Below are 20,591 nucleotides of genomic sequence, written 5' to 3'. Positions count from 1 at the left end.
GTATGCCAGCGCGCCGATGGGGGCCGGCGCTCGTCACCTGAGCGCCGGCCCCGGCCGGATGCACCCGGTCAGCCCTTGGTGGAGCCGAGGGACAGCCCGGCGATGAACTGTTTCTGCAGCGCGACGTAGACGATCAGTGTCGGGATGGCGGCGATGAGGGCGGCTGCGGCGATCATGTTCTGGTTGGCGACGAATTGGCCTTGGAGGTTGGCGAGGGCTGAGGTGACGGGTCGTTTGTCGCCGGTGGAGATGAGGGTGATGGCCCAGAAGAAGTCGTTGTAGATCCAGGTGGTGAGGAGGGTGGCGAGTGCGGCGAGCGCGGGCCGGCACAGCGGCAGGGTCAGGCGCCAGTAGCGGGTCCAGACGCCGGCGCCGTCGACGATGGCGGCTTCGTCGAGCTCTGTCGGCAGCGTTTTCATGTAGTTGCTGAGGACGAAGACGCAGAAGCCGAGTTGGAAGGCGACGTTGATGGCGATGAGGCCGAGGTAGGAGTTGTACATGAGGCCGCTGGTGCTGAGCCAGTGGGGGAGTGGGATGGCGAGGTAGAGGCGGAAGAGTGGGGTGATGATGACCTGTTGGGGGAGCAGGTTGCCGGCGGTGAACAGGATCAGCAGTGCGATGTTGAACCGGAACCGCAGCCGGGATACCACGTAGGCGAACGATGAGGCCAGCAGGAGCGTGAGCAGGACCGCGGGGACGGTGATGTAGACGGAGTTGAGGAAGAAGTGCCACATGTCGGACTGGGTCCACGCGGCACGGAAGTTGTCCAGGGTCAGGCTTTGCGGCAGTGACACGTACCCGTGTGCGTTGGTGTCGGCGATCGGGCGCAGCGCGACGTACAGGGCGAACAGGACCGGCGTCACCCAGAGCACGAGCATCACGAGCATGAACACCTGCGCCGCGACGCTGCCGAGCCGGGAGGGCTTCACTTCGGAGACTCCTCACGCCGGAACGTCTGGAACAGGAAGATCGTGATCGGCACGAGGGAGATGGCGAGCAGGATGACGCCGAGGGTGGAGCCGAAGCCGATGCGTTGGGTTTCGCCGACGATGTTCTGGGTGACGGCGACCGACAGCAGTTCGAGGCCTTTGAGTGGGTTGCCGCCGGAGGTGATGTACACGAGGTCGAATGCGCGCAGTGATTCGATGACGGTGACGACCATGACGACGATGTTGATGGGGCGCATGGCGGGGAAGACGACCCGCCAGAAGGTCTGCCATGCGGTGGCGCCGTCGACGAGGGCGGCCTCGCGCAGCGCCGGGTCGACGGCCTTGAGTCCGGCCAGGTAGAGGATCATGACATACCCGGCCTGCCGCCAGCTCGCTTCCACCAGCAGCGCCCACAGGTTCAGCGAAGGGTCGCCCAGCCAGTCGATGAGGTTGTCGTCGCCGGTGCGGCCGAGGACGGAGTTGATGAGGCCGTAGTTGGGGGAGTAGATGAGTTCCCAGATGATGCCGATGAGGGCGAGGGAGAGCATCACGGGTAGGAACAGGATGCTCTGGTAGATGCGTGAGCCGCGGATGCCGCGGTCGATGACGACGGCGAACAGCATGCCGAGTGGGGTGGCGAAGCATACGAAGACGAGCAGCCAGATGATGTTGTGCCGGACCGCGGGCCAGAAGTCGGGGTAGGTGGTGAACGCTTGCTCGTAGTTGCGTACGCCGTTGAGGCAGCCGGGTTGCGGGATGCCGGGCACGGATGGCAGCGAGTCGCAGGACTGCAGTTGCACGCCGCCGACGCCGGTCCATTTCGTGAACGACAGCCCGACCGACGCGAGCGCCGGCCCCCAGATGAACGCGGCGTCCAGCAGCAGCGGCACGCCGAGCATCGCCGCGACGACGAAGCCGTCGCGGCGATTGAACGTGCGCCGCTTCGAACCCTTGCTCACTTGGTGAAGATCGTCTTGGCCTGGTCCTCGGCGCTCTTCTGGATCGAAGTGATCGTCTCAGCGGTCGGACTGTCCACAAAGGTCTGGATCGCCTTGATCATGGCGGTGGCCATGTCGGGCACGGTGTCGCGGTCCATGAACTGCGACACGTTCTTACACTTGGCGATCTCCGCCACCGACTTCTTCTGGATCTCGTTGTACGTCGGCGCGACGAGACCCTTGGCCAGCCCCACGTCCCAGTGGTCGGTCTCCAGGAACTTGGTCTCGGCGGCGGCGGTGCCGATGTACTCGAGGACCGCCTTCGCCGCGGCCGTGTTCTTGCCCTTCTTCGGCAGCATGAAGCCGTCCGTCGGGGCGTCCATGTAGTCCTGGCCGTAGGTCGGGTTGATCACCGGGTAGGGGAAGAAGTCGAGGTCGGCGAGGTTCGCGGGCGCATAGTTCGCGGCGACCTGGTTGGATCCCTGGAACATCATCCCGGCCTGCTTGTTCTCCAGGGCCTTGGCCGCGTCCTGCCAGATCCGGCCGTTCGCCCCGTTCTGCAGGTATGGCATCAGCTCCCGCCACTTGTCGAACACCGCGGTGACCCCGGGGTCGGTCCACGGCACCTCATGCTTCATCAGCTTGATGTGGTAGTCGTAGCCGTTGACGCGCAGGTTGATGATGTCGAAGGTGCCCAGCGCCGGCCAGCCGTCCTTCTCCGCGAACGCGATCGGGATCAGCCCGTCGGACTTCATCTTCTTGCACAGGTTGATGAAGTCGTCCCAGGTGGTGGGGACCTGGTAGCCCTTCGCGGCGAAGACGCTCTTGTTGTAGAACACGACCCACGGGTAGTTGTACAGCGGCACCAGGTAGTGCTTGCCGTCGATGCCCTTGGAGAGGTTGCGGGCGGCGTCGTTGAAGTTGCCGCCGATCTTCTCCCACACGTCGTCGATCGGGGTGAGCAGCCCCTGCGCGGCGAAGAACTGCAGCCGGTACCCGGCGAACCAGGTCGCGAGGGAGTCCGGCGTGCCCTGCAGGTAGCTGCTGATGTTGTTCTGAAACGTGTTGTGGTCGGTCGTGTTGATGCTGATCGGCACCTTCGTCGCCGCCGTCGCGGCCGCGGTCAGCGCGGCGAACGCCGCCTTGGTGGCGTCGTCGGAGTAGTTCGAGCCGAACGTGATCGGGTCCGTCGCCGAGCCGGTGGTGGTGGGCGCGTCCGAGTCGTCCCCGCAGGCGGACAGCAGCGTGGAGGCTCCGAAGAACGCGGGCGCTGCGGCGAGGCCCTTGAGGGCGGCGCGGCGGGACAGTCGCAGATCTGTCATGGGTCTTCTCCAGGTGGAGGTGCGCGGGAAGGGGGTTGAAACCTGAGCCTCGGGTTTCAACAAGTTCCAACTAGGGCGCTCAAAAGTCACCACAGCAAATCGACAAGACGATGCCCTTGTCAAGCGTTCGTTCGGCGGCAAATTCAGCGATTGTGCTAGGTAGAGCCAATCCTTGACAGAATCATGATCAAGATGTTCAATGGCCGAAAGTCGCGCACGTACCAACGTAATCCAACGTTACTGTCGTTGACAACGTTGACATCCGCGCACGCCCAACGCCGCCACGTGCTCGCACGACACCCCGACCGCAGGTTCCGCCAACCCTCGCCGGAGGACGTCCCATGCGACATCACAAGTCCCTGCTGCGCTGCACCCTCGTCCTGACACTGCTGGCCGCCGTCATCACCGCGACCGCCGCGCCCGCGTCCGCCGCGACCAGCTGGACGGTCTCCGGACCGTCCGCCAGCTCCCCGACCGCCGCCCAGGTCACCCTCAATGACAACGGGACGCTGGCCTTCGCCGTGTCCAACCAGGGCCGCACGGTGCTGTCCCCGTCGCCGATCGGCATCGTCACCAGCGCCGCCGACCTCACGAAGAGTCTCGCCTTCACCGCCCGCAGCGACCGGACCGTCACCGAGTCCTACTCGATGACCACCGGCAAGCAGCGCAACCGCTCGACGACCTACACCGAGTCGACGCTGTCGTTCACCGGCACCGGCGGCGCCAGGCTCGACGTGGTGGTCCGGGCCTCGGACACCGGCGCCGCCTACCGTTACGTGCTGCCGGGCACCGGATCGGTGACCGTGCAGCGGGAGGCGTCGTCCTGGACCGTGCCGACCAACACCAACAGCTGGGTCGTGCCGTCCCACCGCGAGGACCAGGGATACTGGGTCCAGACGACCGCCGGCGCGGCGGCCACCGGCACGTTCCGCAACCCGGCGCTCTTCGACGTTGCCGGCACCTTCGCGCTGGTCGCCGAGACCAACCTCGACGGCCGCTACGCCGGGATGAGCCTGTCGCACCAGAACGGGTCGGGCACCTTCACCGCCGTGCTGGACAGTGGCTCGATCACCGCGAACCGGCCCCTGGCCACGCCGTGGCGCACCGCCGCGGTCGGCTCGCTCAGCAGCGTCACCACCTCGACCATCGTCGACGACCTGTCCGCGCCGTCCCGGGTGAGCGACACGTCCTGGGTCAAGCCCGACACCGTCACCTGGTCCTGGCTGACCGAGCACGCCAGCCCGTCGGATGCGAACCGGCAGCGGCAGTACATCGACTTCGCGGCCCGCAACGGCTGGGGCTACGTCCTCATCGACGAGGGCTGGCAGCAGAGCTGGGCGCCGAGCGTGGTGCAGTACGCCAGGGACCGCGGCGTGCAGGTGATCCTGTGGTTCAACTCCAGCAGCCTGTGGACCTCGGCGCAGCGTGAGCAGTGGCTGCCGCTGATCAAGAGCTGGGGCGTGGCCGGGGTGAAGGTCGACTTCTCCTACGAGTTCACCCAGCCGACCCTGCAGTGGTACGACGCCATCCTCGCCCGGACCGCCGAACTGCAACTCATGATCAACTTCCACGGCTCGGCCACGCCGCGCGGCATGCAGCGCACCTGGCCGCACGTCATGACGGCCGAGGCGGTCCACGGCGCCGAGCAGTACCTGCGGGCCCAGCTCAACACGATCCTGCCCTTCACCCGCAACGCGATCAGCAGCATGGACTTCACCCCGGTCATCTTCAGCCCCTACAACCGCGACACCACACGGGCGCACGAGCTGGCGACCTCGATCGTGTTCGAGTCCGGCTGGCAGCACCTCGCGGACAACCCGGAGAGCTACGAGTCCCAGCCCGAGGCGATGCGCATCCTCAACCAGATCCCGACCGCCTGGGACGAGACCCGGCTGCTCGGCGGCCGCCCCGGCCAGGAGGCGTACTTCGCCCGCCGCAACGGCGGCCGGTGGTACGTCGCCGGCATCTCCGCCCTCGCCGCGAAGACCTACACGACGCCGCTGTCGTTCCTCGGCTCCGGCCAGTGGCTGCTCGAGACGGTCCGTGACAACGGCGGCAACCTGCTGCGCGAGACGCGGACCGTCACCAACGCCGACACCCTGTCGGTGGCCCTCGCGGAGCGGGGCGGGTTCGCCGCCGTCGCCTGCCCGTACACCGCCGGCCTGACCACCTGCGGCACGCCCCTGGTCGGCTCGCCCCTGCGCGGCGTGCAGTCCGGGCGCTGCGTCGACGTGCCGAACAACACCACCACCAGCGGCACCGCCGTAGTTCTGTGGGACTGCAACGGCGGGGCCAACCAGCGCTGGAACGCCACCACCGCCAAGCAGCTGCAGGTGTACGGCAACAAGTGCCTGGACGTGGCCGGCGCGGCAACCACCGACGGCGCGACGGTGCAGATCTGGGACTGCAACGGCGGCACCAACCAGCAGTGGACGGTCAACAGCAACGGCTCCGTCGTCGGCACCGGATCCGGCAAGTGCCTCGACGCCTACGACAACGGCACCGCCAACGGCACGAAACTGATCATCTGGACCTGCAACGGCGGCACCAACCAGCAGTGGACGAGGAGCTGACCCTCGCCCGGGCTCGCACCGCCGGGCCGGCCGGCAGGTCAACTGCCGCCGGCCCGGCTTCCGTCTGCCGTTCAGCGGGCCCGCCGGACTTGGCGCTACCGTGATCCGGCCGGCAGGAAGAGGGTTGAGCGTTGAGCGAGCAGCAGCTGGGTGGCGTGGTGGCACCCCGGCGCAGTGGCACCTACGGCGGTCAGACGCAGCAGGAGCGGGCGGCGGACCGGCGCGAGCGGATCGTCGCCGCGGCGGTGCAGCTGTTCGCCGCCCGCGACTACGACGACATCACCGTCGCCGACGTGTGTGCCCTGGCGAAGGTGTCCAAGCGGTATTTCTACGACGACTTCACCGACCGCGAGGACCTGCTGCTGGTCGTGCACCGGCAGCAGAACGACTGGCTGCTGGCCGGGGTCGCGGCCGCCGCGCCGAAGCGCCCCGAGGACCTCGAGCAGCTGCTGCGACCCATGCTCGTCACGCTGGTGGGAATGCTGCTGGAGCAGCCGGCTCGGGCCCGCGTCATCTACATCAACGCGCCACGCATGGAGACCCGGCGGCGCGGGCTGCTGCGCAAGGACGTCGAGCTGTTCGGCCGGCTGGTCCGGCCGTTCGTGCGCCGCTCGCGGGACAAGGCCCGGCACGAGCGGCTGCTGCTCGCCCTGATGGCCGGGCTGAGCGAGGTCGTCATGGACTGGGTCTCCCGCGGCATGACCGACCCGCCGGAGCCGCTGGTCGAGCACCTGACGGCCTACGCCCTGGCCGTCCTCGGCGCCCTCCGGTAGCTCCGGCCCGGCCGGGCACCGCCGCCGGCGTGACCGGTCGATCGGATACGCGGCCGTTCCCTATCGCGGCGCCGCGCGATCCTCACCCGAGACCGAGCCCGAGACCGAGCCCGAGGCCGAGCCCGAGCCCGAGGCCGAGGCCGCCGTCGAACGCGGCAGTGGGAGCAGGGCCAGTGGGACGTGGTGCTGGCCGGCGTGGATGTCGCGGTCGCGCAGGCTGCCCTGCGGCACCGGCCGGGGGAACGAGATCTTGACGACGTTCAGGGCGGGCAGCCGGAAGATCTGCACGGTGTCCGCGGCAACCCCGTACAGGCGGCCGATCACCACCTCGTCCAGGTAATTGGGGTCGGCGACGATGGCGTACCCCATGCTGTCGCGCATGAACAGCTCCATCGTCACCCAGAACGGGCCGGCGTTCTTCGACCGGACCTCCAGGGCGAGATCGGCGACCGTGCGTGGGCTATCGGACATCGAGGGCCTCCGGGAGGTTGATGCGGAACAGGCCGGTGGGCGAGTCGACGTCGACGGCGTGGTTGAGGACGAACTCGTAGGTCGCGCCGCGCTCGGTCTCCGCGGGCGAGGTGGGGAAGGCCAGGCTGGGCAGGTAGTGCATGTCCGGCGTGGGCAGGTGCAGCATGAGCGGGTTGGCGATCTTCGCGATCGCCGTTGCGGTCGGCTGGTCCGCCGCGTGTACGAGCAGCATCACGCCGACTTCACGGGGTGGCCGGGTGTCCGGGTCGATGGCGTCGAGGACGGCGTCGTGGCCGTAGAGACGGATGTCGAAGGCGTAGTCGTCGGTGCTCAGCTCGAGGGTCTGGGTGACCCGGTCGACGAGGATGCGGCGCAGCAGCGCGGCCCACGTGCCGATCTGGCCGAGGATGTGCGGGTCGCGGATGGCGGTGAACGACATCGTCTCGTACCCGGTGACGCGGGCGCCCTCGAGCTTGATGGTGTGCTGGGCGGCGGGCTCGAACCGGGAGTGTTCCACGCGGACGCGCCGCTCGTCCAGGGCGCGGTACGTGGCGTCGGCGACCATGAGCGTGCCGGCCGGCTCCCGCATCGAGAACGGGTTGACGGTCTCGTACAGCATGTGTGCCGCGACCGACGTCGGCGTGCAGGCGGCGGCCGGGTCGAGCGGCTCGATGGTGAAGCCGGTGGCGTCGATGGTGGCGAAGACGCCGCTGGAGCGCGGATCCGTGGTGCACTGCGCCCCGCACTCGACGATCTTCGAGGCGTGCCAGGTCGGGCCGGCCGGCATGCCGGCCAGGAGCGGGTAGGCCGCGACGACGGCGGTGTCGGTGGCGCGCCCGGCGAGGACCACGTCGGCGCCGGCGGTGAGGGCCGCCGCGATCGGTTCGTGGCCCATCATCGCGACGATGTGCTCGCAGCTGTCCAGGGTCGCCTGGTCCAGGTCGCCGGCCGGCGGGAGCGGTCGGATCCGGCCCTGGTCGAGGTGTGCCTTGAGGTCGGCGGCCCGCTGCTCGCTGTAGATCGTGGCCACCCGCAAGCTCAGCCCTTCCGAGGCCAGGATGTCGCGGGTGATGCCGGCGACCCAGTCGACGCCGGAGTCGGTGCCGCTGGTGCCGCACGAGCCGATGATCAGGGGGATGCCGGCGGTGGCCGCGGCGCGCAGCAGCAGCCGCAGGTCGCGGGCGACGGCTGCGGCGGTGGTCTTGGCGGTGCCGGTGCCGAGGTAGTACGGCCCCGAGTCGGTGGATCCGCCGTCCAGGGCGATGACGTCGGCGCCGAGGTCCAGCCCGCGGGTGACGATCCCGGGCGGGAAGCCCGAGCCGAGCATGCCGGACGGCACCAGGATTCGGACGGAGTCGCGGGTCACGGGTGTACCTCACTTCGGGGTGCGGTGATCAGGTGGGCGTTGACGGAGGAGCGGGGGTGGCCGGCGAGCGCGGCGACGAGTTCCCTGGCGCCGTCCACCCCGGCGGCGCGCCGCGCCTCGGCGGTCTGCCCGGCCATGTGCGAGTAGACGGTGATGCCGTCGACGCCGCGCAGGACGTTGCGGGCCGGCAGCGGCTCGACGTCCACGACGTCGAGGGCCGCACCCGCGATCCTGCCTGCACCGACGGCTTCGGCGAGGGCGGTCTCGTCGACGATCGCCCCGCGGGCGGTGTTGACGAGGTGGGCGCCCGGTTTCATCCGGGCGAGGGCCGCGGCGTCGATGAGGTGCCGGGTGCGGTCGGTCAGCGCGGTGTGCACGGACACGAAGTCGGCGGCGCGGAGCAGCTCGTCGAGGGTGACGAACCGGGCCTGCGCCGGCCGCGTCGGGACGTTGGTGTGGCACAGCACCGTCATGCCGAACGCGACCGCGAGGGGCGCCACCCGCTGCGCCGCCGCGCCCCAGCCGATGAGGCCGAGGGTCTTGCCACGCAGCTCGTGGCCGTCCGCGCGGGGCCAGTGGCCGGCGGCGACCCCGGCCGCGACGGGCGCCAGCCGCCGGGCCTGGGCGAGCAGCAGTGCCATGGTGTACTCGGCGACCGCGTTGCTGTTGACGCCGGGCAGGTTGCTCACGCTGATGCCGAGCCGGGTGGCGGCGGGCACGTCGACGGAGTCGTACCCCACCCCGGTGCGCACGACGGCGCGCAGCTGCGGTGCCTGGCGCAGCACCCGCTCCGACAGGGGTTCGTTGGCGATCAGCGCGCCGTCGACGCCGGCGAGGGCGGCGATCAGCTGCTCGGGGCGGCGCGGTCCGCGCATCGGGTCGTGCCGGGTGGTGAAGCCCAGGCCGGTGAGGTAGCGGTCCACCTCGTCACCCGGGGCCAGGTAGTCGGTGGTGATGAGCACGGCCGCCATCAGGTGGTGACCGGTTCGGCGGCGTGCCGGCGCTGCAGGCGCTCGAGCCGGACGATGACCAGCACGCCGAGCGCGGCGAGGACCGCGATGTCGAGCAGCATCCCGGTCCAGCCGGTGAGGTCGACCACGGCGCCGATGAGCGCGGGCCCGCCGAAGCCGCCGAGGTACCACGTGACCGCGTACAGGCCGGTGTAGGTGCCGAGCACCCGGCTGGACGGCGCCAGGTTCCACAGCGCGACGACCGCGTTGATCGAGAAGGCGGCGGCCCCCGCGGCGGCGACGCAGAACACGACGACCGTCCCGGTGGCGGTCTGCGCGACCGTCCCGATCGCCAGTGCCACGGCGAAGACGGTCATGCCCACGGCCATCGTGCGCAGCCGCCCGAACCGTTCGGCGGCGAGGGCGGCCGGGTAGCAGGCGAGCAGGAAGGCGACGCCGCTGGGCAGGGTCAGCCCGCCCGCCTCGCCGCGGGTGAGGCCCAGCGCCTGCATGCCGTACGGGGTGACGAGCGAGCGGGAGGCGAACCATGCCCCGCCGAAGAGCACGACGGTCAGCAGCAGCAGGAGCCGGCGGCGGTCGGGGTCGCGGACCAGCTCGGTGAGCACCTGCCGGAACGGCACCCGGGCCTCGGCGTGGCCCGCAGTGGCGTCCTCGGCCACGGCCGCCTGGTAGGCCGGTGACCGGCTGTCCCGCACCTTGGCGATCAGGACCGCGGTGGCCAGCAGCATGATGACCGCCGGAATGGCGAACGCGCCGCGCGGGTGCTCGTCCACCACGAGCAGGCTGATCAGCGACGCCACGATGATGGTCAGCGAGGTCGCGATCTTCACGGCGGCGTTCGCCCGGCTCCGCCGCTCGGGCCGGATGAAGTCCGGCACCAGCGACTCCGCGAGGGGCCGGGTGCTGTTGGCGACCAGCGCATACAGGAACATCACCGCGACCAGCGTGGCCAGCGACGACGCCCACGGCAGGAGCAGGAAGACCAGGGCGGCGAGCGGCATGCCCACCGCGATGTAGGGCATCCGCCGTCCCCACCGGGTGCGGGTGTTGTCCGAGCGGTTGCCGATCCAGGGCTGGACGAAGATGCCTAGGAGATTGTCCGCCCCCATGAGCAGGCCGACGATCGCCGCGCTGCTCACGTGCTCGCGCAGCAGGACGGGCACCTGGTTGTCGTAGAAGTTCCAGGTCGACTCCTGCGCGAAGAGCGCCAGAGCGACAAAGAACGTGATCTTGCGGTTGGACACGGTCCCGTCGCGGACCTTCGGATCGGCCATGCGGATCCTTCCTCGGGGTGTCCGCGCCACGCTAATTTGCTATAGCAAACTCGTCAACAGTTGCATCGGAGTTTGCCATGGCATGCGCTAGAGTGCGGTCATGTCAGCCGAGACGCTCGCCGATCAGGCGTACCGCCACGTCCGCTCCGCCATCGCCACCGGCGAGCTCGCCGCGGGGGAGAAGGTGACCGAGCGCGGCATGGCCGAGCGGCTCGCGATCAGCCCGACCCCGGTCCGCGAGGCACTGCGCCGGCTGGAGCTCGACGGGCTCATCGAGCGGATCGGCCCGCGCACGGTGCTCGTCGCCGCGATCCGCGACGCCGCCATCGACGACCTCGCCGAGGTGGAGGTGGGCCTGCGCGGCCTCGTCGCCCGCTTCGCCGCCCGGCACGCCACCGCCGGCCAGCTCGACGCCCTCGACGCGATCCTCGACCGCGCCGACGACCTGCTGATCCTGCTCAAGGAGCGGCGTCAGCAGGCGCAGCCGACGGACCGGCACCTCACCGCGCTGCTGGACACCATGCAGGAGTTCAACGACACCGTCGACACGTGCGCCCACAACCCGGTCCTCGTCCGGATGCTGGAGCAGAGCCGGGTCTTCTCCCGCCCGCAGCGCCGCGAGCTGCTGCTGCAGCGCGTCGCCAAGGACGACACGTTCGGCCTCGAGCGCTACACCAGCCACCGGGCCCTGGTCCGGGCGCTGCGCGCGGGCGACTCCGCCACCGCGGAGCGCATCGCGCTGGAGGACTCCCAGGGCGGCCTGGCGGCGCTGCGGGAGGCCCGGTGAGCACGCATCGCATCGCCGTCATCCCCGGCGACGGCATCGGCAAGGAGGTCGTCCCGGCCGGCATTGAGGCGCTGCGGGCCACCGCGGACCGCTTCGACCTGCGGCTGCACTTCGACACCTTCGACTTCGCCAGCGCCGACTACTGGCAGCGGCACGGCACGATGCTGCCCGCCGACTGGGAGGAGACGCTGCGCGCATACGACGCCATCTACTTCGGCGCGGTCGGCTGGCCGGCGGTGGTGCCGGACCACGTGTCCCTCTGGGGCAGTCTCCTGCAGTTCCGGCGCACCTTCGACCAGTACGTGAACCTGCGCCCGTGCCGCCTCATGCCGGGCGTCCGCAGCCCCCTGGCCGGCCGGGAGCCGGGTGACATCGACTTCGTCGTCGTCCGGGAGAACACCGAGGGCGAGTATTCCAGCGTCGGCGGGCGCATCTTCGAGGGCACCGACCGCGAGACCGTCCTGCAGGAGACCGTCATGACCCGCGTCGGCGTCGACCGGGTGCTGCGCTTCGCCTTCGAGCTGGCGAGCCGCCGCCCCGCACGACACCTGACGTCCGCGACGAAGAGCAACGGCATCGCCATCACCATGCCGTACTGGGACGAGCGCGTGGCCGCGATGGGCGAGCGGTATCCCGGTGTCCGCCTCGACAAGTTCCACATCGACGCGCTCGCGGCGCAGTTCGTGCTGCACCCCGACTGGTTCGACGTGGTCGTGGCCAGCAACCTCTTCGGCGACATCCTGTCGGACCTCGGCCCGGCCTGCACCGGCACCCTCGGCATCGCCCCGAGCGCGAACATCAACCCCGAACGCCACCACCCGAGCCTGTTCGAGCCCGTGCACGGCTCCGCCCCCGACATCGCGGGCAAGGGCATCGCCAACCCGGTCGGCCAGATCTGGTGCGGTGCCATGATGCTGGAGCACCTCGGCCACCCCGCCGCGGCGGCGCACCTGCTCGAGGCGATCGAGGACGTCCTCGGGCAGGGCCCCGGCGCCGCGCCGCTGACCCCGGACCTGCACGGCACCGGCACCACGGCGCAGCTGGGCCACGCGATCGCCGAACGCGTCCGCGAACGCTGAGCGAAGCCGGCAGTGCCCTTACCGGGCGCGGTGGCGGTAGTGGTGCACGACGAGCGTCCCCGCGCAGGCGAGGGTGACCAGCCCGAAGCCGACGCCCGCGAGCGGGTTCGCGCCGATGGTGTTCACGGTCGCGTTGGCGGCGGCGCTGAGGATCAGCAGCAACCACAGCACCGGGCGGAGCATGCCGCGGCCGCCGCCGTCCGGCGTGCCGGTGGTCTCGGGAGGGGCGATGCGATACCGGTCGGTCATGACAGCTCCAAGGGTGTGCGGTTGACGATGACCGCAACGCTATGCAGCCGGCCCCTCGCCGACGATCCAGCCAGCGAGCCGACCGGGGTACAGCAGGCTGTATTTTCCGGCCGCCGCGGGCCGATCCCGACGTCGTCGCATAGTGTCGCTGCCGGGGAGGTGCGCATGGCGGGCGAAGCGGGGCGCGGGGTGCGGCAGTACCTCCGGGACCGGGTGCGGACGTCCGTCGACGCCCTCGAACACCTCGTCGGCGGCCTCGGCACGTCGATCCTGGCCCTGGCGGCGTTCCTGCTGCTGTTCGTGGTGGCGCTCGCCTCCGCGGCCGGCATCGGCCTGGTCGTGGTCCCGTCGGCGCTGAAGGCGGCCCGGTCGGCCGCCGACCGGGAGCGGGCCCGGCTGTCGCGGTGGGGCGCCGACCTGCCGATGCCGCCGCCCGTCCCCGGTGACCTGCGCGGCGCCCTGCGTGACCCGTGGGTGCGGCGCGAGGCCGCGTTCGTGGCCATCCACGGCACGGCCGGGTTCGGGCTGGGCCTGATCGGGCTGTCGCTGCCGCTGTCCGCCGTGCAATACCTGCTGTTCCCGCTGTACTTCTGGCTGCTGCCACCGGACGCCGGCGGCCCCGGCTTCGTGTACTGGCACATCGGCGGGCTGCCTGACGCGCTCGCGGTCGCGCTCATGGGCGTCGGCTGGCTCGCCGTGTCCGTCGCGCTCGTCCCGAGGATGGCCCGGCTGCAGGCGTCGGCGGGCCGGCGGTTGCTGGCGCCCCCGCACGACGTCGACGTGTCGCTGCGGATCGCCGAGCTGACCGCGACCCGCGCGGCCGCGCTGGACGCGCACGCGGTCGAGCTGCGCCGCATCGAACGGTCCCTGCACGACGGGGCGCAGAACCGCCTCGTCGCGGTCACCGTGCTGCTCGGCGCCGCACGGCGGGCGCTGGCGCGTGACCCGGCCCTCGCCGGCGAGGTCCTCGACCGCGCGCACGACGCCGCCGAACTGGCGCTCGCGGAACTGCGGACCGTGGTGCGCGGGATCCTGCCGCCGGTGCTCGACGACCGGGGACTCGCCGGCGCGCTGGACGGGCTCGCCGCCGGCTGCGGCGTGCCGTGCACCGTCGAGGTCGACGTACCGGGCCGGTGCGCCGCGTCGGTCGAGGCGACGGCATACTTCGTGGTGGCCGAGGCGCTGACCAACGTGGCCCGGCACAGCGGCGCCGGCACGGCCGCCGTCACCGTGCACCGCAGGGGTGACCGGCTGCACCTGACGGTGTTCGACGACGGCCACGGCGGCGCCGACGAGGGCCACGGCTCGGGGATCGGCGGCATCCGCCGGCGGGTCGAGGCCCACGACGGCCGGTTCACCCTGACCAGCCCACCCGGTGGGCCGACGACGATAACCGTGGAGCTGCCGTGCGGATCGTGATCGCCGAGGACGACGCCCTGCTGCGGGAAGGCCTGGCGCTGCTGCTGCGGGCCGAGTCGCTCGACGTGGTCGCCACCACCGACTCGCCGGCCGCGTTCCTGTCCGCAGTGGACGCCCACCGTCCGGACGTCGCGATCGTCGACGTCCGGATGCCGCCGACGCACACCGACGAGGGCATCGTGGCCGCCGTCGAGGCCCGGCGCCGCCACCCCGACCTTGCGGTGCTGGTGCTCTCGGCGTACGTCGAGCAGGCGTTCGCCACCGACCTCCTCGCCGGGGGAGCGGCCCGGCTCGGCTATCTGCTGAAGGAACGGGTCGGCCGGGTCGAGGAGTTCCTCGAGGCGCTGCATCGCGTCGCCGGCGGTGGCACGGCCATCGACCCGGAGGTCGTCAGCCAGCTGTTCGCCCGCAGCCGACCCGACAGCACGCTGAGCCGGCTCAGCCCCCGCGAACGTGACGTGCTCGCCCTGATGGCGGAGGGCCTCGGCAACACGGCGATCGCGGAGCGGCTGTTCGTCACCGAAGGAGCCGTGCACAAGCACATCCGCAGCATCTTCGCCAAGCTCGACCTCGCGCCGGACGACCGCGCCGACCGGCGGGTGACGGCCGTCCTGCGCCACCTCGAGGACACCCAGCGCCGCGGTTGACCCGGCGCGCCGGCCCGCCCGGGGACCCAGGGCGAGCCGGCGCCGGACGGCGCGGCGGTCAGGCCGGCAGGGTCACCTGCCCCGGCGTCAACCGGTTCGTGGTGGTGCCGTCGCCGAGCTGCCCGTTTGCGTTGTTGCCCCAGCACCACAGGCCGCCGTCGGTGCGGACCGAGCAGGTGTGATAGCCGACGACCAGGCCGCTCGTCCAGGTGGTGGCGGTGCCGACGCGGGTGGGCGCGTTGCGGCTGGTGGTGGTGCCGTCGCCGACCTGCCCGGCGGTGTTGTTGCCCCAGCACCACAGGCCGCCGTCGGTGCGGACCGCGCACGACGAGTCGTAGCCCGCGTTGACCGCGCTCCAGGCGCCGGTGCCGCCGACCTGCAGCGGTGTCGTCTGGTACGTGGTGGCGGCGCCCAGCTGGCCGTAGCCGTTGTTGCCCCAGCACCACAGGGTCCGGTCGGTGCGGACCGCGCAGGTGTGCACCAGGCCGGCTGCCACGCCGCTCCACGTGGTCGCGGTGCCGACCTGCGCCGGCGTCGTCGAGTAGCTCAGCGTGCCCACACCGAGCTGCCCGCTGGAACTGTCACCCCAGCACCACAGGGTGCCGTCGGTGCGCACCGCGCAGGTGTGCGCGAAACCGGCCGTGACGCTAGCCCAGTTGCTCGCCGTGCCGACCCGCACCGGCGTGGTCACGTAGTAGTCGGCGGTGCCGAGGCCCAGCTGGCCGAGCCGGTTGAAGCCCCAGCACCACAGCGTGCCGTCGGTCCGCACGCCGCAGGTGTGGCTGTCGCCGGCGCTGACGCCCGCCCAGGTGGTCGCGTCGCCGACCCGCACGGGGGCGTTCCGGTTGGTGGTGGTGCCGTCACCGAGCTGCCCCCGGCGGTTGCCGCCCCAGCACCACAGCGACCGGTCGGTCCGGGTCGCGCACGCGTAGTTGTTGCCGGCCTCGATGCCGGCCCAGGTGGCGGCGTCGCCGACCCTGACCGGGGTGGCCCGGTCCGTGTTGGTGCCGTCGCCGACCTCGCCGCTCCAGTTGCTGCCCCAGCACCACAGCGTCGCGTCGGTGCGGATCGCGCAGGTCTGGCCGTACCCCGCGGCGACACTGGCAACCGCGGGCGCGGCCAACGCGGCGTTCACCGGCCCGCGCCCGGCGGGACCGACGCCGGCCGCGGCCGGGCCGATCGTGGTCGCGATGGCGAGCACGGCGCCGGCGACGCACGCCGCCGCGGCGACGACAGTTCCCGCCGGACGCCGCCATCGGGCCCGCAGCCGACCATCCTGAGATCCACCCATGTGCTGTTCTCCCCACGACGTTGATGCTGGTGGCGTTCCTGCGCCTCGCAGGGGGGCGACGCTACGGTCGCCCGGTCGGGGAGGGCAACGGCGCCGGGGCCGCGCCGCCGCCGACCTGCACCGGCCCGGGAAAGTTACAACCGTCGAACCGTCCGGTGGTACAGCCAGCTGTACCACGGTTGGCCCGTACGCTAGATCGCCCGCCGACCCGCACCGCCATAGCGTTTGCCGTGTACTCGACCTGCTGAGCACGGAGAGGCTTGCCGATGTCCGTCCATGTTGGACAGTCCAGCGACGCGGTGGTCCGCGTCGAACAGCTCACCCGCACGTATGGCACCGGGCCACAGGCGGTCGCCGCACTCGCGGGCGTCGACGTGGCGTTCCACCGTGGCACGTTCACGGCGGTGATGGGGCCGTCCGGCTCCGGCAAGAGCACGCTGCTGCAGACCGCGGCCGGTCTGGACCGCTCCACGTCCGGACGGGTCTGGATCGGCGCCACCGAGCTCTCCGGCATGTCGGAGACCAAACTGACGAAGCTGCGCCGCGACCGGATCGGCTTCGTCTTCCAGGCGTTCAACCTCGTCAACGCGCTCACGGTGCAGGAGAACATCGTGCTGCCGCTGCGGTTGTCGGGCGCACGGCCCGACCACGCCTGGCTGAGCCACGTGATCGACCGGGTCGGGCTGCGCGAACGCCTGCACCACCGGCCGTCCACGCTGTCGGGTGGGCAGCAGCAGCGGGTCGCCATCGCCCGGGCCCTCGCCACCCGTCCCGAGGTGATCTTCTGCGACGAGCCGACCGGTGCCCTGGACACCGAGACCGCGGCCGACGTGCTGACGCTGCTGCGCGCGGTGGTCGACGAGCACCGGCAGACGGTCGTCATGGTGACGCACGACCCGGTGGCCGCCTCGTACGCCGACCGCGTCCTGGTCCTCGCCGACGGCCGGATCGTGCGGGACCTGCCGCAGCCGGGCGTGGACCGCATCGCCGAGCAGCTGGCCTCACTGGGCCGCCGCCGGGTGGTGGCGGCATGACCGCGCTCGCATTGCGGATGCTGCGGCACCGGCCGGGTTCGGCGGTCGCCACGCTCGTCGCCCTCGCCGCGGGCGTCATGATTCTCATGGCCATGGGTACCCTCGTCGAGTCGGGCCTGCGCTACCAGCCGGAGCCGGTCCGCTATGCCACCGCCGACGTCGTGGTCGCGCACCCCGACATGACCGTCAGCACCAAGGACCTCGACGGTGAGGTCGTCCGGTCGACGGTGCGGCTGCCCGAGGGCGGCACCGTCCCGGCGGACCTGGCCGACCGCATCCGCGGGCTGTCCGGTGTTGCGCTGGTCGCGGCCGACGACCCGGTGCCGGTCGTGCTCGGTGCCGCTGCGGTCACCGGGCATGCGTGGGGGAGCGCCGGCCTGACGCCGTACCGCATCGTCGACGGGAACGCACCCGCCGGTGCCGACCAGATCGCGGTCGACCGCCGGCTCGGGCTCACGCCAGGGCAGGACACCGAGGTGCTCGTCGGCGGTGTCGCGCGGACCTACCGCGTCAGCGGCGTCGTCGACGGGCCGGCCGCCGCGGTCTTCTTCACCGATACGCACGCCGCGACGCTGTCGGCACACCCGGGCCGGGTCGCCGTCATCGGCGTCGTTGCGGCACCGGGGACCGACAAGGCCGCCCTCGCGAAGGCGGTGCGCGGGCTCGCGGCCGAAGCGGGCGCGTCGGCCTACACCGGCGCCGACCGCGGACTGGTCGAGCAGGCGGACGAGCTCGCCGCGCGGGACCTGCTGATCCAGGCCGGCGGCGCGTTCGGCGGATACGTCGTGCTGCTGATCGTGTTCGTCGTCGCGGCCACCGTCGGGCTGTCGGTGCGGCACCGCCGCCGCGACCTCGCGTTGCTGCGGGCCGTCGCCGCGACCCCCGGCCAGGTCCGCCGGATGATCATGGCGGAGGCGGCGGTGGTTGGCCTCGCCGCGGTGGCGGTCGGCGTGCCGGCCGGGCTCCTCGCCACCCGGTGGGTGCGTGACCAGCTGGTCGACCGCGGCTTCGTCCCGGCCGGGTTCCCGATCTCCCACGGCGTGCTCGCCACCGTCGCGGCCGCCGCGGTCACCACGCTCGTCGCCGTGCTCTCCGCGCTGATCGCCGCCCGGCGGGTCACCGCGATCCGCCCCGTCGAGGCGCTCGGCGAGGTGGCGGTCGAACCGCCGCGCAGCGGCAAGGTGCGGCTGGTCTCCGGTCTCGCCACGCTTGCCGGTGCCGCCTCGTCGAGCGCGTTCACGCTCGGCGCCGGCGGGCAGGCGGCGCTCGCCGGCGCGATCGGCATGCTGTACCTGTTCGTGACCGCGGTCGGGCTGCTCGCACCGTGGATCAACCGGGCCGCCGCGACCGCGCTCGCGCCGGTGCTGCGCACGGTGTGGGGGCCCAGCGGATACCTGGCGACCGCCAACCTCAGGGCGAACGCGCGCGGCATGGCGGCCGTGCTCACCGCGCTGGTGCTGTCGGTCGGGCTCGGCGGCTCCGTGTGGTTCCTGCAGGACAACCTGGAGCGGCAGACCCTGGCGCAGCGCCGGGACGGGCTGCTCGCCCAGCACGCGCTGGTCTCCCCGGCCGGGCTGCCGGCCGGCACCGTCGACGAGGCGCGCAAGACCCCGGGCGTCGAGGCCGCTATGTCGGTGCGGCGCACGTCCGTCGTCATCACCTTCCTCGACGGCGCGGAGCCGGTCGCCGCGCAGGCGGTCGACGCCACCGCCCTGGCGTCCACAATGGACCTTCGGGTGCGCGAGGGCGACCTGGCCGACCTGAAGGGCGACACCATTGCCGCATCGTCGATCCGGGCGTCCACCCACGGCTGGGACGTCGGCGACCGCGTCGAGTTCTGGCTCGGCGACGGTACCCCCGTCAAGCTGACCCTCGTAGCGATCTATGAGCGCGGCCTCGGGTTCGGCGACATCACCCTGACCCGCTCGACGGTCGCGGGCCACACGGCACGGGACGTGGACGACGAGGTGCTCATCCGCTCCACCGGATCCGCGGACCTGTCGGCGCTCGCGGCCCGGCACCCCGGCAGCGCCGTCGTCGAGACCGGCAGCCTCACCCGCCGGCTCGCCGCCGACCTCGCCGTCAGCGCATGGCTGAACAAGCTGCTCGTCGGCGTGATGGTCGGCTACGCCGCGCTCGCCGCCGCCAACACGATGGTCATCGCGGCCCTCGCCCGCCGGCGGGAACTGGCCGTGCTGCGGCTCGTCGGCGTCACCCGCGGCCAGGCCAAGCGGATGGTCCACGCCGAACAGGCCGGTCTGCTCGGCGTCGCGGTCCTGATGGGCGCGGCGATCGCGCTGGCGACCCTGGCCGCGGTCGTCGACGCGGTGACCGGCGAACCGGTGCCCTACGTGCCGCCGCTGGGCTTCGCCGCCGTGATCGCGGGGACGGCGCTGCTCGCGCTGCTCACCACGGTGCTGCCGATCGGCCGGCTGCTGCGGGTGCCGCCGATCGAGCACATGGGCGTGAAGGAGTAGCCGCGGTCACGGCGTCCAGCCGGTGCTCCGCAGCCAGGTCTCCAGCCGCTGCAGGCCCGGGTGGGCGGCCCGCAGCGGCGGCAGGTCGACGGGCTCGGCGGGGTGCTCGTTGAAGAAGGCGAACATCTGCGCCAGCTGCGGGTCGAAGCCGCGGATCCGTTCGATCGGCGTCTGCTGTGCCCGCGCCGGCAGGCCGCTGAGCCGGCCGAACGTCGCGGCGATCTCGGGCGGGGTGAGGGCGTCGCCGGCGATCGACAGGGTACGGCCGAGGTACGTGCCGGGCTGCTGGAAGGCGAGGGCGGCGAAGGCGCCGATGTCGCGGACGCAGATGAGCTGCATCGGCAGGTCCGGCCGGACGGCGAGGCCGACGACCAGGCGCCCGTCCTGGACGGCCGGGCGGCTGTAGGTGGCGAAGTTGTCCATGAAGGACACCGGCCGCAGGATGGTCGCGGGGACGCCGAGCGAGCGGATCCGCGCCTCGATCCGTGCCTTGCTGTCGTAGTACGGGATTCCGGAGCCGGCGTCGGCGCCGTTGATCGAGCTGTACACGAGGTGCCCGGCGCCGCGCTCGTGGACCAGGTCCACCACCGAGAGGCCGCGGCGCTCCTCGGCGATCACCCCCTCGGGGCTGATCCGCGGCCCGGCCATCATCGTCAGGGCGAGGAAGACCCCGGACGTGCCCTGCATCGCGGCCCGCAGCGAGTCCGGGTCGTCGAGGTCGCCGGCGACCAGGTCCGCCCCGGCCGCCCGCAGTGCCGCCGCGGCGGCGGAGCCCGGGTCGCGCACCAGCGCGCGGACGAGCCGGCCGTCCTCGAGCAGCCGCCGCGCGGTCGCGCCGCCCTGTTGTCCGGTGGCCCCGATGACCAGCACCGGTCCGTGATCCTGCGGCATCCCAAGGTCCCCCGTCGGTCGTTGTCCGTCTCACTTCGATCGTCACCGTAGCCAGCCGGTGCGGGGCGGTCCTGGTACTCGTACTGCTAGGAAGGCGCCG

Annotated in this window: 18 protein-coding genes; 8 read left to right on the top strand and 10 right to left on the bottom strand. The window is 71.8% G+C overall.

Annotated features, from left to right (window positions below; translation table 11 throughout):
• Positions 1–68: 68 nt before the first annotated feature.
• Genes AB0K00_RS13505 through AB0K00_RS13495 form a run of 3 tightly spaced genes read right to left on the bottom strand, consistent with a single transcriptional unit; the run spans position 69 to position 3,189 of the window.
• Entirely contained in the window at positions 69–929 is an 861-nt protein-coding gene (locus tag AB0K00_RS13505; protein ID WP_363519838.1) for a carbohydrate ABC transporter permease, read from the bottom strand.
• Positions 926–1,888 carry a sugar ABC transporter permease gene (locus AB0K00_RS13500; RefSeq protein ID WP_363519835.1) on the bottom strand — a complete coding sequence of 321 codons (963 nt, stop codon included), beginning with the start codon at positions 1,886–1,888 and terminating at the stop codon, positions 926–928. Before AB0K00_RS13500 ends, AB0K00_RS13505 begins: the two co-directional genes overlap by 4 nt.
• Positions 1,885–3,189, bottom strand: a complete 1,305-nt coding sequence (locus tag AB0K00_RS13495; protein ID WP_363519832.1) for an extracellular solute-binding protein — start codon at positions 3,187–3,189, stop codon at positions 1,885–1,887. The genes AB0K00_RS13500 and AB0K00_RS13495 overlap by 4 nt, the downstream gene beginning before the upstream one ends.
• 341 nt (positions 3,190–3,530) lie before the next feature.
• Here AB0K00_RS13495 and AB0K00_RS13490 point away from each other — a divergent pair, with 341 nt between their 5' ends.
• Positions 3,531–5,762, top strand: coding sequence for a glycoside hydrolase family 97 catalytic domain-containing protein (locus AB0K00_RS13490; protein WP_363519829.1), 2,232 nt, complete (start codon positions 3,531–3,533; stop codon positions 5,760–5,762).
• A 131-nt stretch (positions 5,763–5,893) separates the two neighbouring features.
• Positions 5,894–6,535 carry a TetR/AcrR family transcriptional regulator gene (locus tag AB0K00_RS13485; protein ID WP_363519826.1) on the top strand — a complete coding sequence of 214 codons (642 nt, stop codon included), beginning with the start codon at positions 5,894–5,896 and terminating at the stop codon, positions 6,533–6,535.
• A gap of 60 nt (positions 6,536–6,595) precedes the next feature.
• Here the strand turns inward: AB0K00_RS13485 and AB0K00_RS13480 are convergent, their stop codons facing one another.
• Genes AB0K00_RS13480 through AB0K00_RS13465 form a run of 4 tightly spaced genes read right to left on the bottom strand, consistent with a single transcriptional unit; the run spans position 6,596 to position 10,617 of the window.
• Positions 6,596–7,006 (bottom strand): DUF4387 domain-containing protein, encoded by a 411-nt coding sequence (locus tag AB0K00_RS13480; protein ID WP_363519824.1) that lies wholly within the window; start codon positions 7,004–7,006, stop codon positions 6,596–6,598.
• Complete coding sequence (locus tag AB0K00_RS13475; protein WP_363519821.1) at positions 6,996–8,372, bottom strand: acyclic terpene utilization AtuA family protein; 1,377 nt, start codon at positions 8,370–8,372, stop codon at positions 6,996–6,998. The genes AB0K00_RS13480 and AB0K00_RS13475 overlap by 11 nt, the downstream gene beginning before the upstream one ends.
• Positions 8,369–9,343 carry an NAD(P)-dependent oxidoreductase gene (locus AB0K00_RS13470; RefSeq protein WP_363519818.1) on the bottom strand — a complete coding sequence of 325 codons (975 nt, stop codon included), beginning with the start codon at positions 9,341–9,343 and terminating at the stop codon, positions 8,369–8,371. The genes AB0K00_RS13475 and AB0K00_RS13470 overlap by 4 nt, the downstream gene beginning before the upstream one ends.
• Positions 9,343–10,617 (bottom strand): MFS transporter, encoded by a 1,275-nt coding sequence (locus tag AB0K00_RS13465; protein ID WP_363519816.1) that lies wholly within the window; start codon positions 10,615–10,617, stop codon positions 9,343–9,345. Before AB0K00_RS13465 ends, AB0K00_RS13470 begins: the two co-directional genes overlap by 1 nt.
• Positions 10,618–10,717: 100 nt before the next feature.
• Between AB0K00_RS13465 and AB0K00_RS13460 the strand changes: the two genes are divergently transcribed.
• Entirely contained in the window at positions 10,718–11,404 is a 687-nt protein-coding gene (locus tag AB0K00_RS13460) for a GntR family transcriptional regulator (protein WP_363519813.1), read from the top strand.
• Entirely contained in the window at positions 11,401–12,483 is a 1,083-nt protein-coding gene (locus AB0K00_RS13455; RefSeq protein WP_363519810.1) for a tartrate dehydrogenase, read from the top strand. Before AB0K00_RS13460 ends, AB0K00_RS13455 begins: the two co-directional genes overlap by 4 nt.
• A gap of 18 nt (positions 12,484–12,501) precedes the next feature.
• On the opposite strand, the gene AB0K00_RS13450 is transcribed toward AB0K00_RS13455, so the two are convergent.
• Positions 12,502–12,732: a hypothetical protein gene (locus tag AB0K00_RS13450; RefSeq protein ID WP_363519807.1), complete on the bottom strand. Its 231-nt coding sequence runs from the start codon at positions 12,730–12,732 to the stop codon at positions 12,502–12,504.
• A 165-nt stretch (positions 12,733–12,897) separates the two neighbouring features.
• On the opposite strand from AB0K00_RS13450, the gene AB0K00_RS13445 reads away from it, so the two are divergent.
• Complete coding sequence (locus AB0K00_RS13445; RefSeq protein ID WP_363519805.1) at positions 12,898–14,151, top strand: sensor domain-containing protein; 1,254 nt, start codon at positions 12,898–12,900, stop codon at positions 14,149–14,151.
• The gene (locus tag AB0K00_RS13440) at positions 14,139–14,798 is read left to right on the top strand and encodes a response regulator transcription factor (RefSeq protein WP_363519802.1); all 660 of its coding nucleotides are present in this window, start codon (positions 14,139–14,141) and stop codon (positions 14,796–14,798) included. Before AB0K00_RS13445 ends, AB0K00_RS13440 begins: the two co-directional genes overlap by 13 nt.
• Positions 14,799–14,856: 58 nt before the next feature.
• Here the strand turns inward: AB0K00_RS13440 and AB0K00_RS13435 are convergent, their stop codons facing one another.
• On the bottom strand, positions 14,857–16,089 hold the full coding sequence (locus tag AB0K00_RS13435; RefSeq protein ID WP_363519801.1) for a hypothetical protein: 1,233 nt from the start codon (positions 16,087–16,089) through the stop codon (positions 14,857–14,859).
• Positions 16,090–16,355: 266 nt separating this feature from the next.
• Here AB0K00_RS13435 and AB0K00_RS13430 point away from each other — a divergent pair, with 266 nt between their 5' ends.
• Both AB0K00_RS13430 and AB0K00_RS13425 read left to right on the top strand, forming a co-directional pair.
• Positions 16,356–17,123, top strand: coding sequence for an ABC transporter ATP-binding protein (locus tag AB0K00_RS13430; protein ID WP_363519798.1), 768 nt, complete (start codon positions 16,356–16,358; stop codon positions 17,121–17,123).
• A complete protein-coding gene (locus tag AB0K00_RS13425; RefSeq protein ID WP_363519795.1) occupies positions 17,120–19,600 on the top strand; it encodes an FtsX-like permease family protein in 2,481 nt (826 codons plus the stop codon). Before AB0K00_RS13430 ends, AB0K00_RS13425 begins: the two co-directional genes overlap by 4 nt.
• A gap of 6 nt (positions 19,601–19,606) precedes the next feature.
• On the opposite strand, the gene AB0K00_RS13420 is transcribed toward AB0K00_RS13425, so the two are convergent.
• A complete protein-coding gene (locus AB0K00_RS13420; protein WP_363519792.1) occupies positions 19,607–20,491 on the bottom strand; it encodes an NmrA/HSCARG family protein in 885 nt (294 codons plus the stop codon).
• Positions 20,492–20,591: the final 100 nt, after the last annotated feature.

It is taken from the genome of Dactylosporangium sp. NPDC049525, assembly GCF_040676755.1.
GTDB lineage: Bacteria > Actinomycetota > Actinomycetes > Mycobacteriales > Micromonosporaceae > Dactylosporangium.
This window is presented reverse-complemented; position numbering and strand designations above follow the sequence as displayed.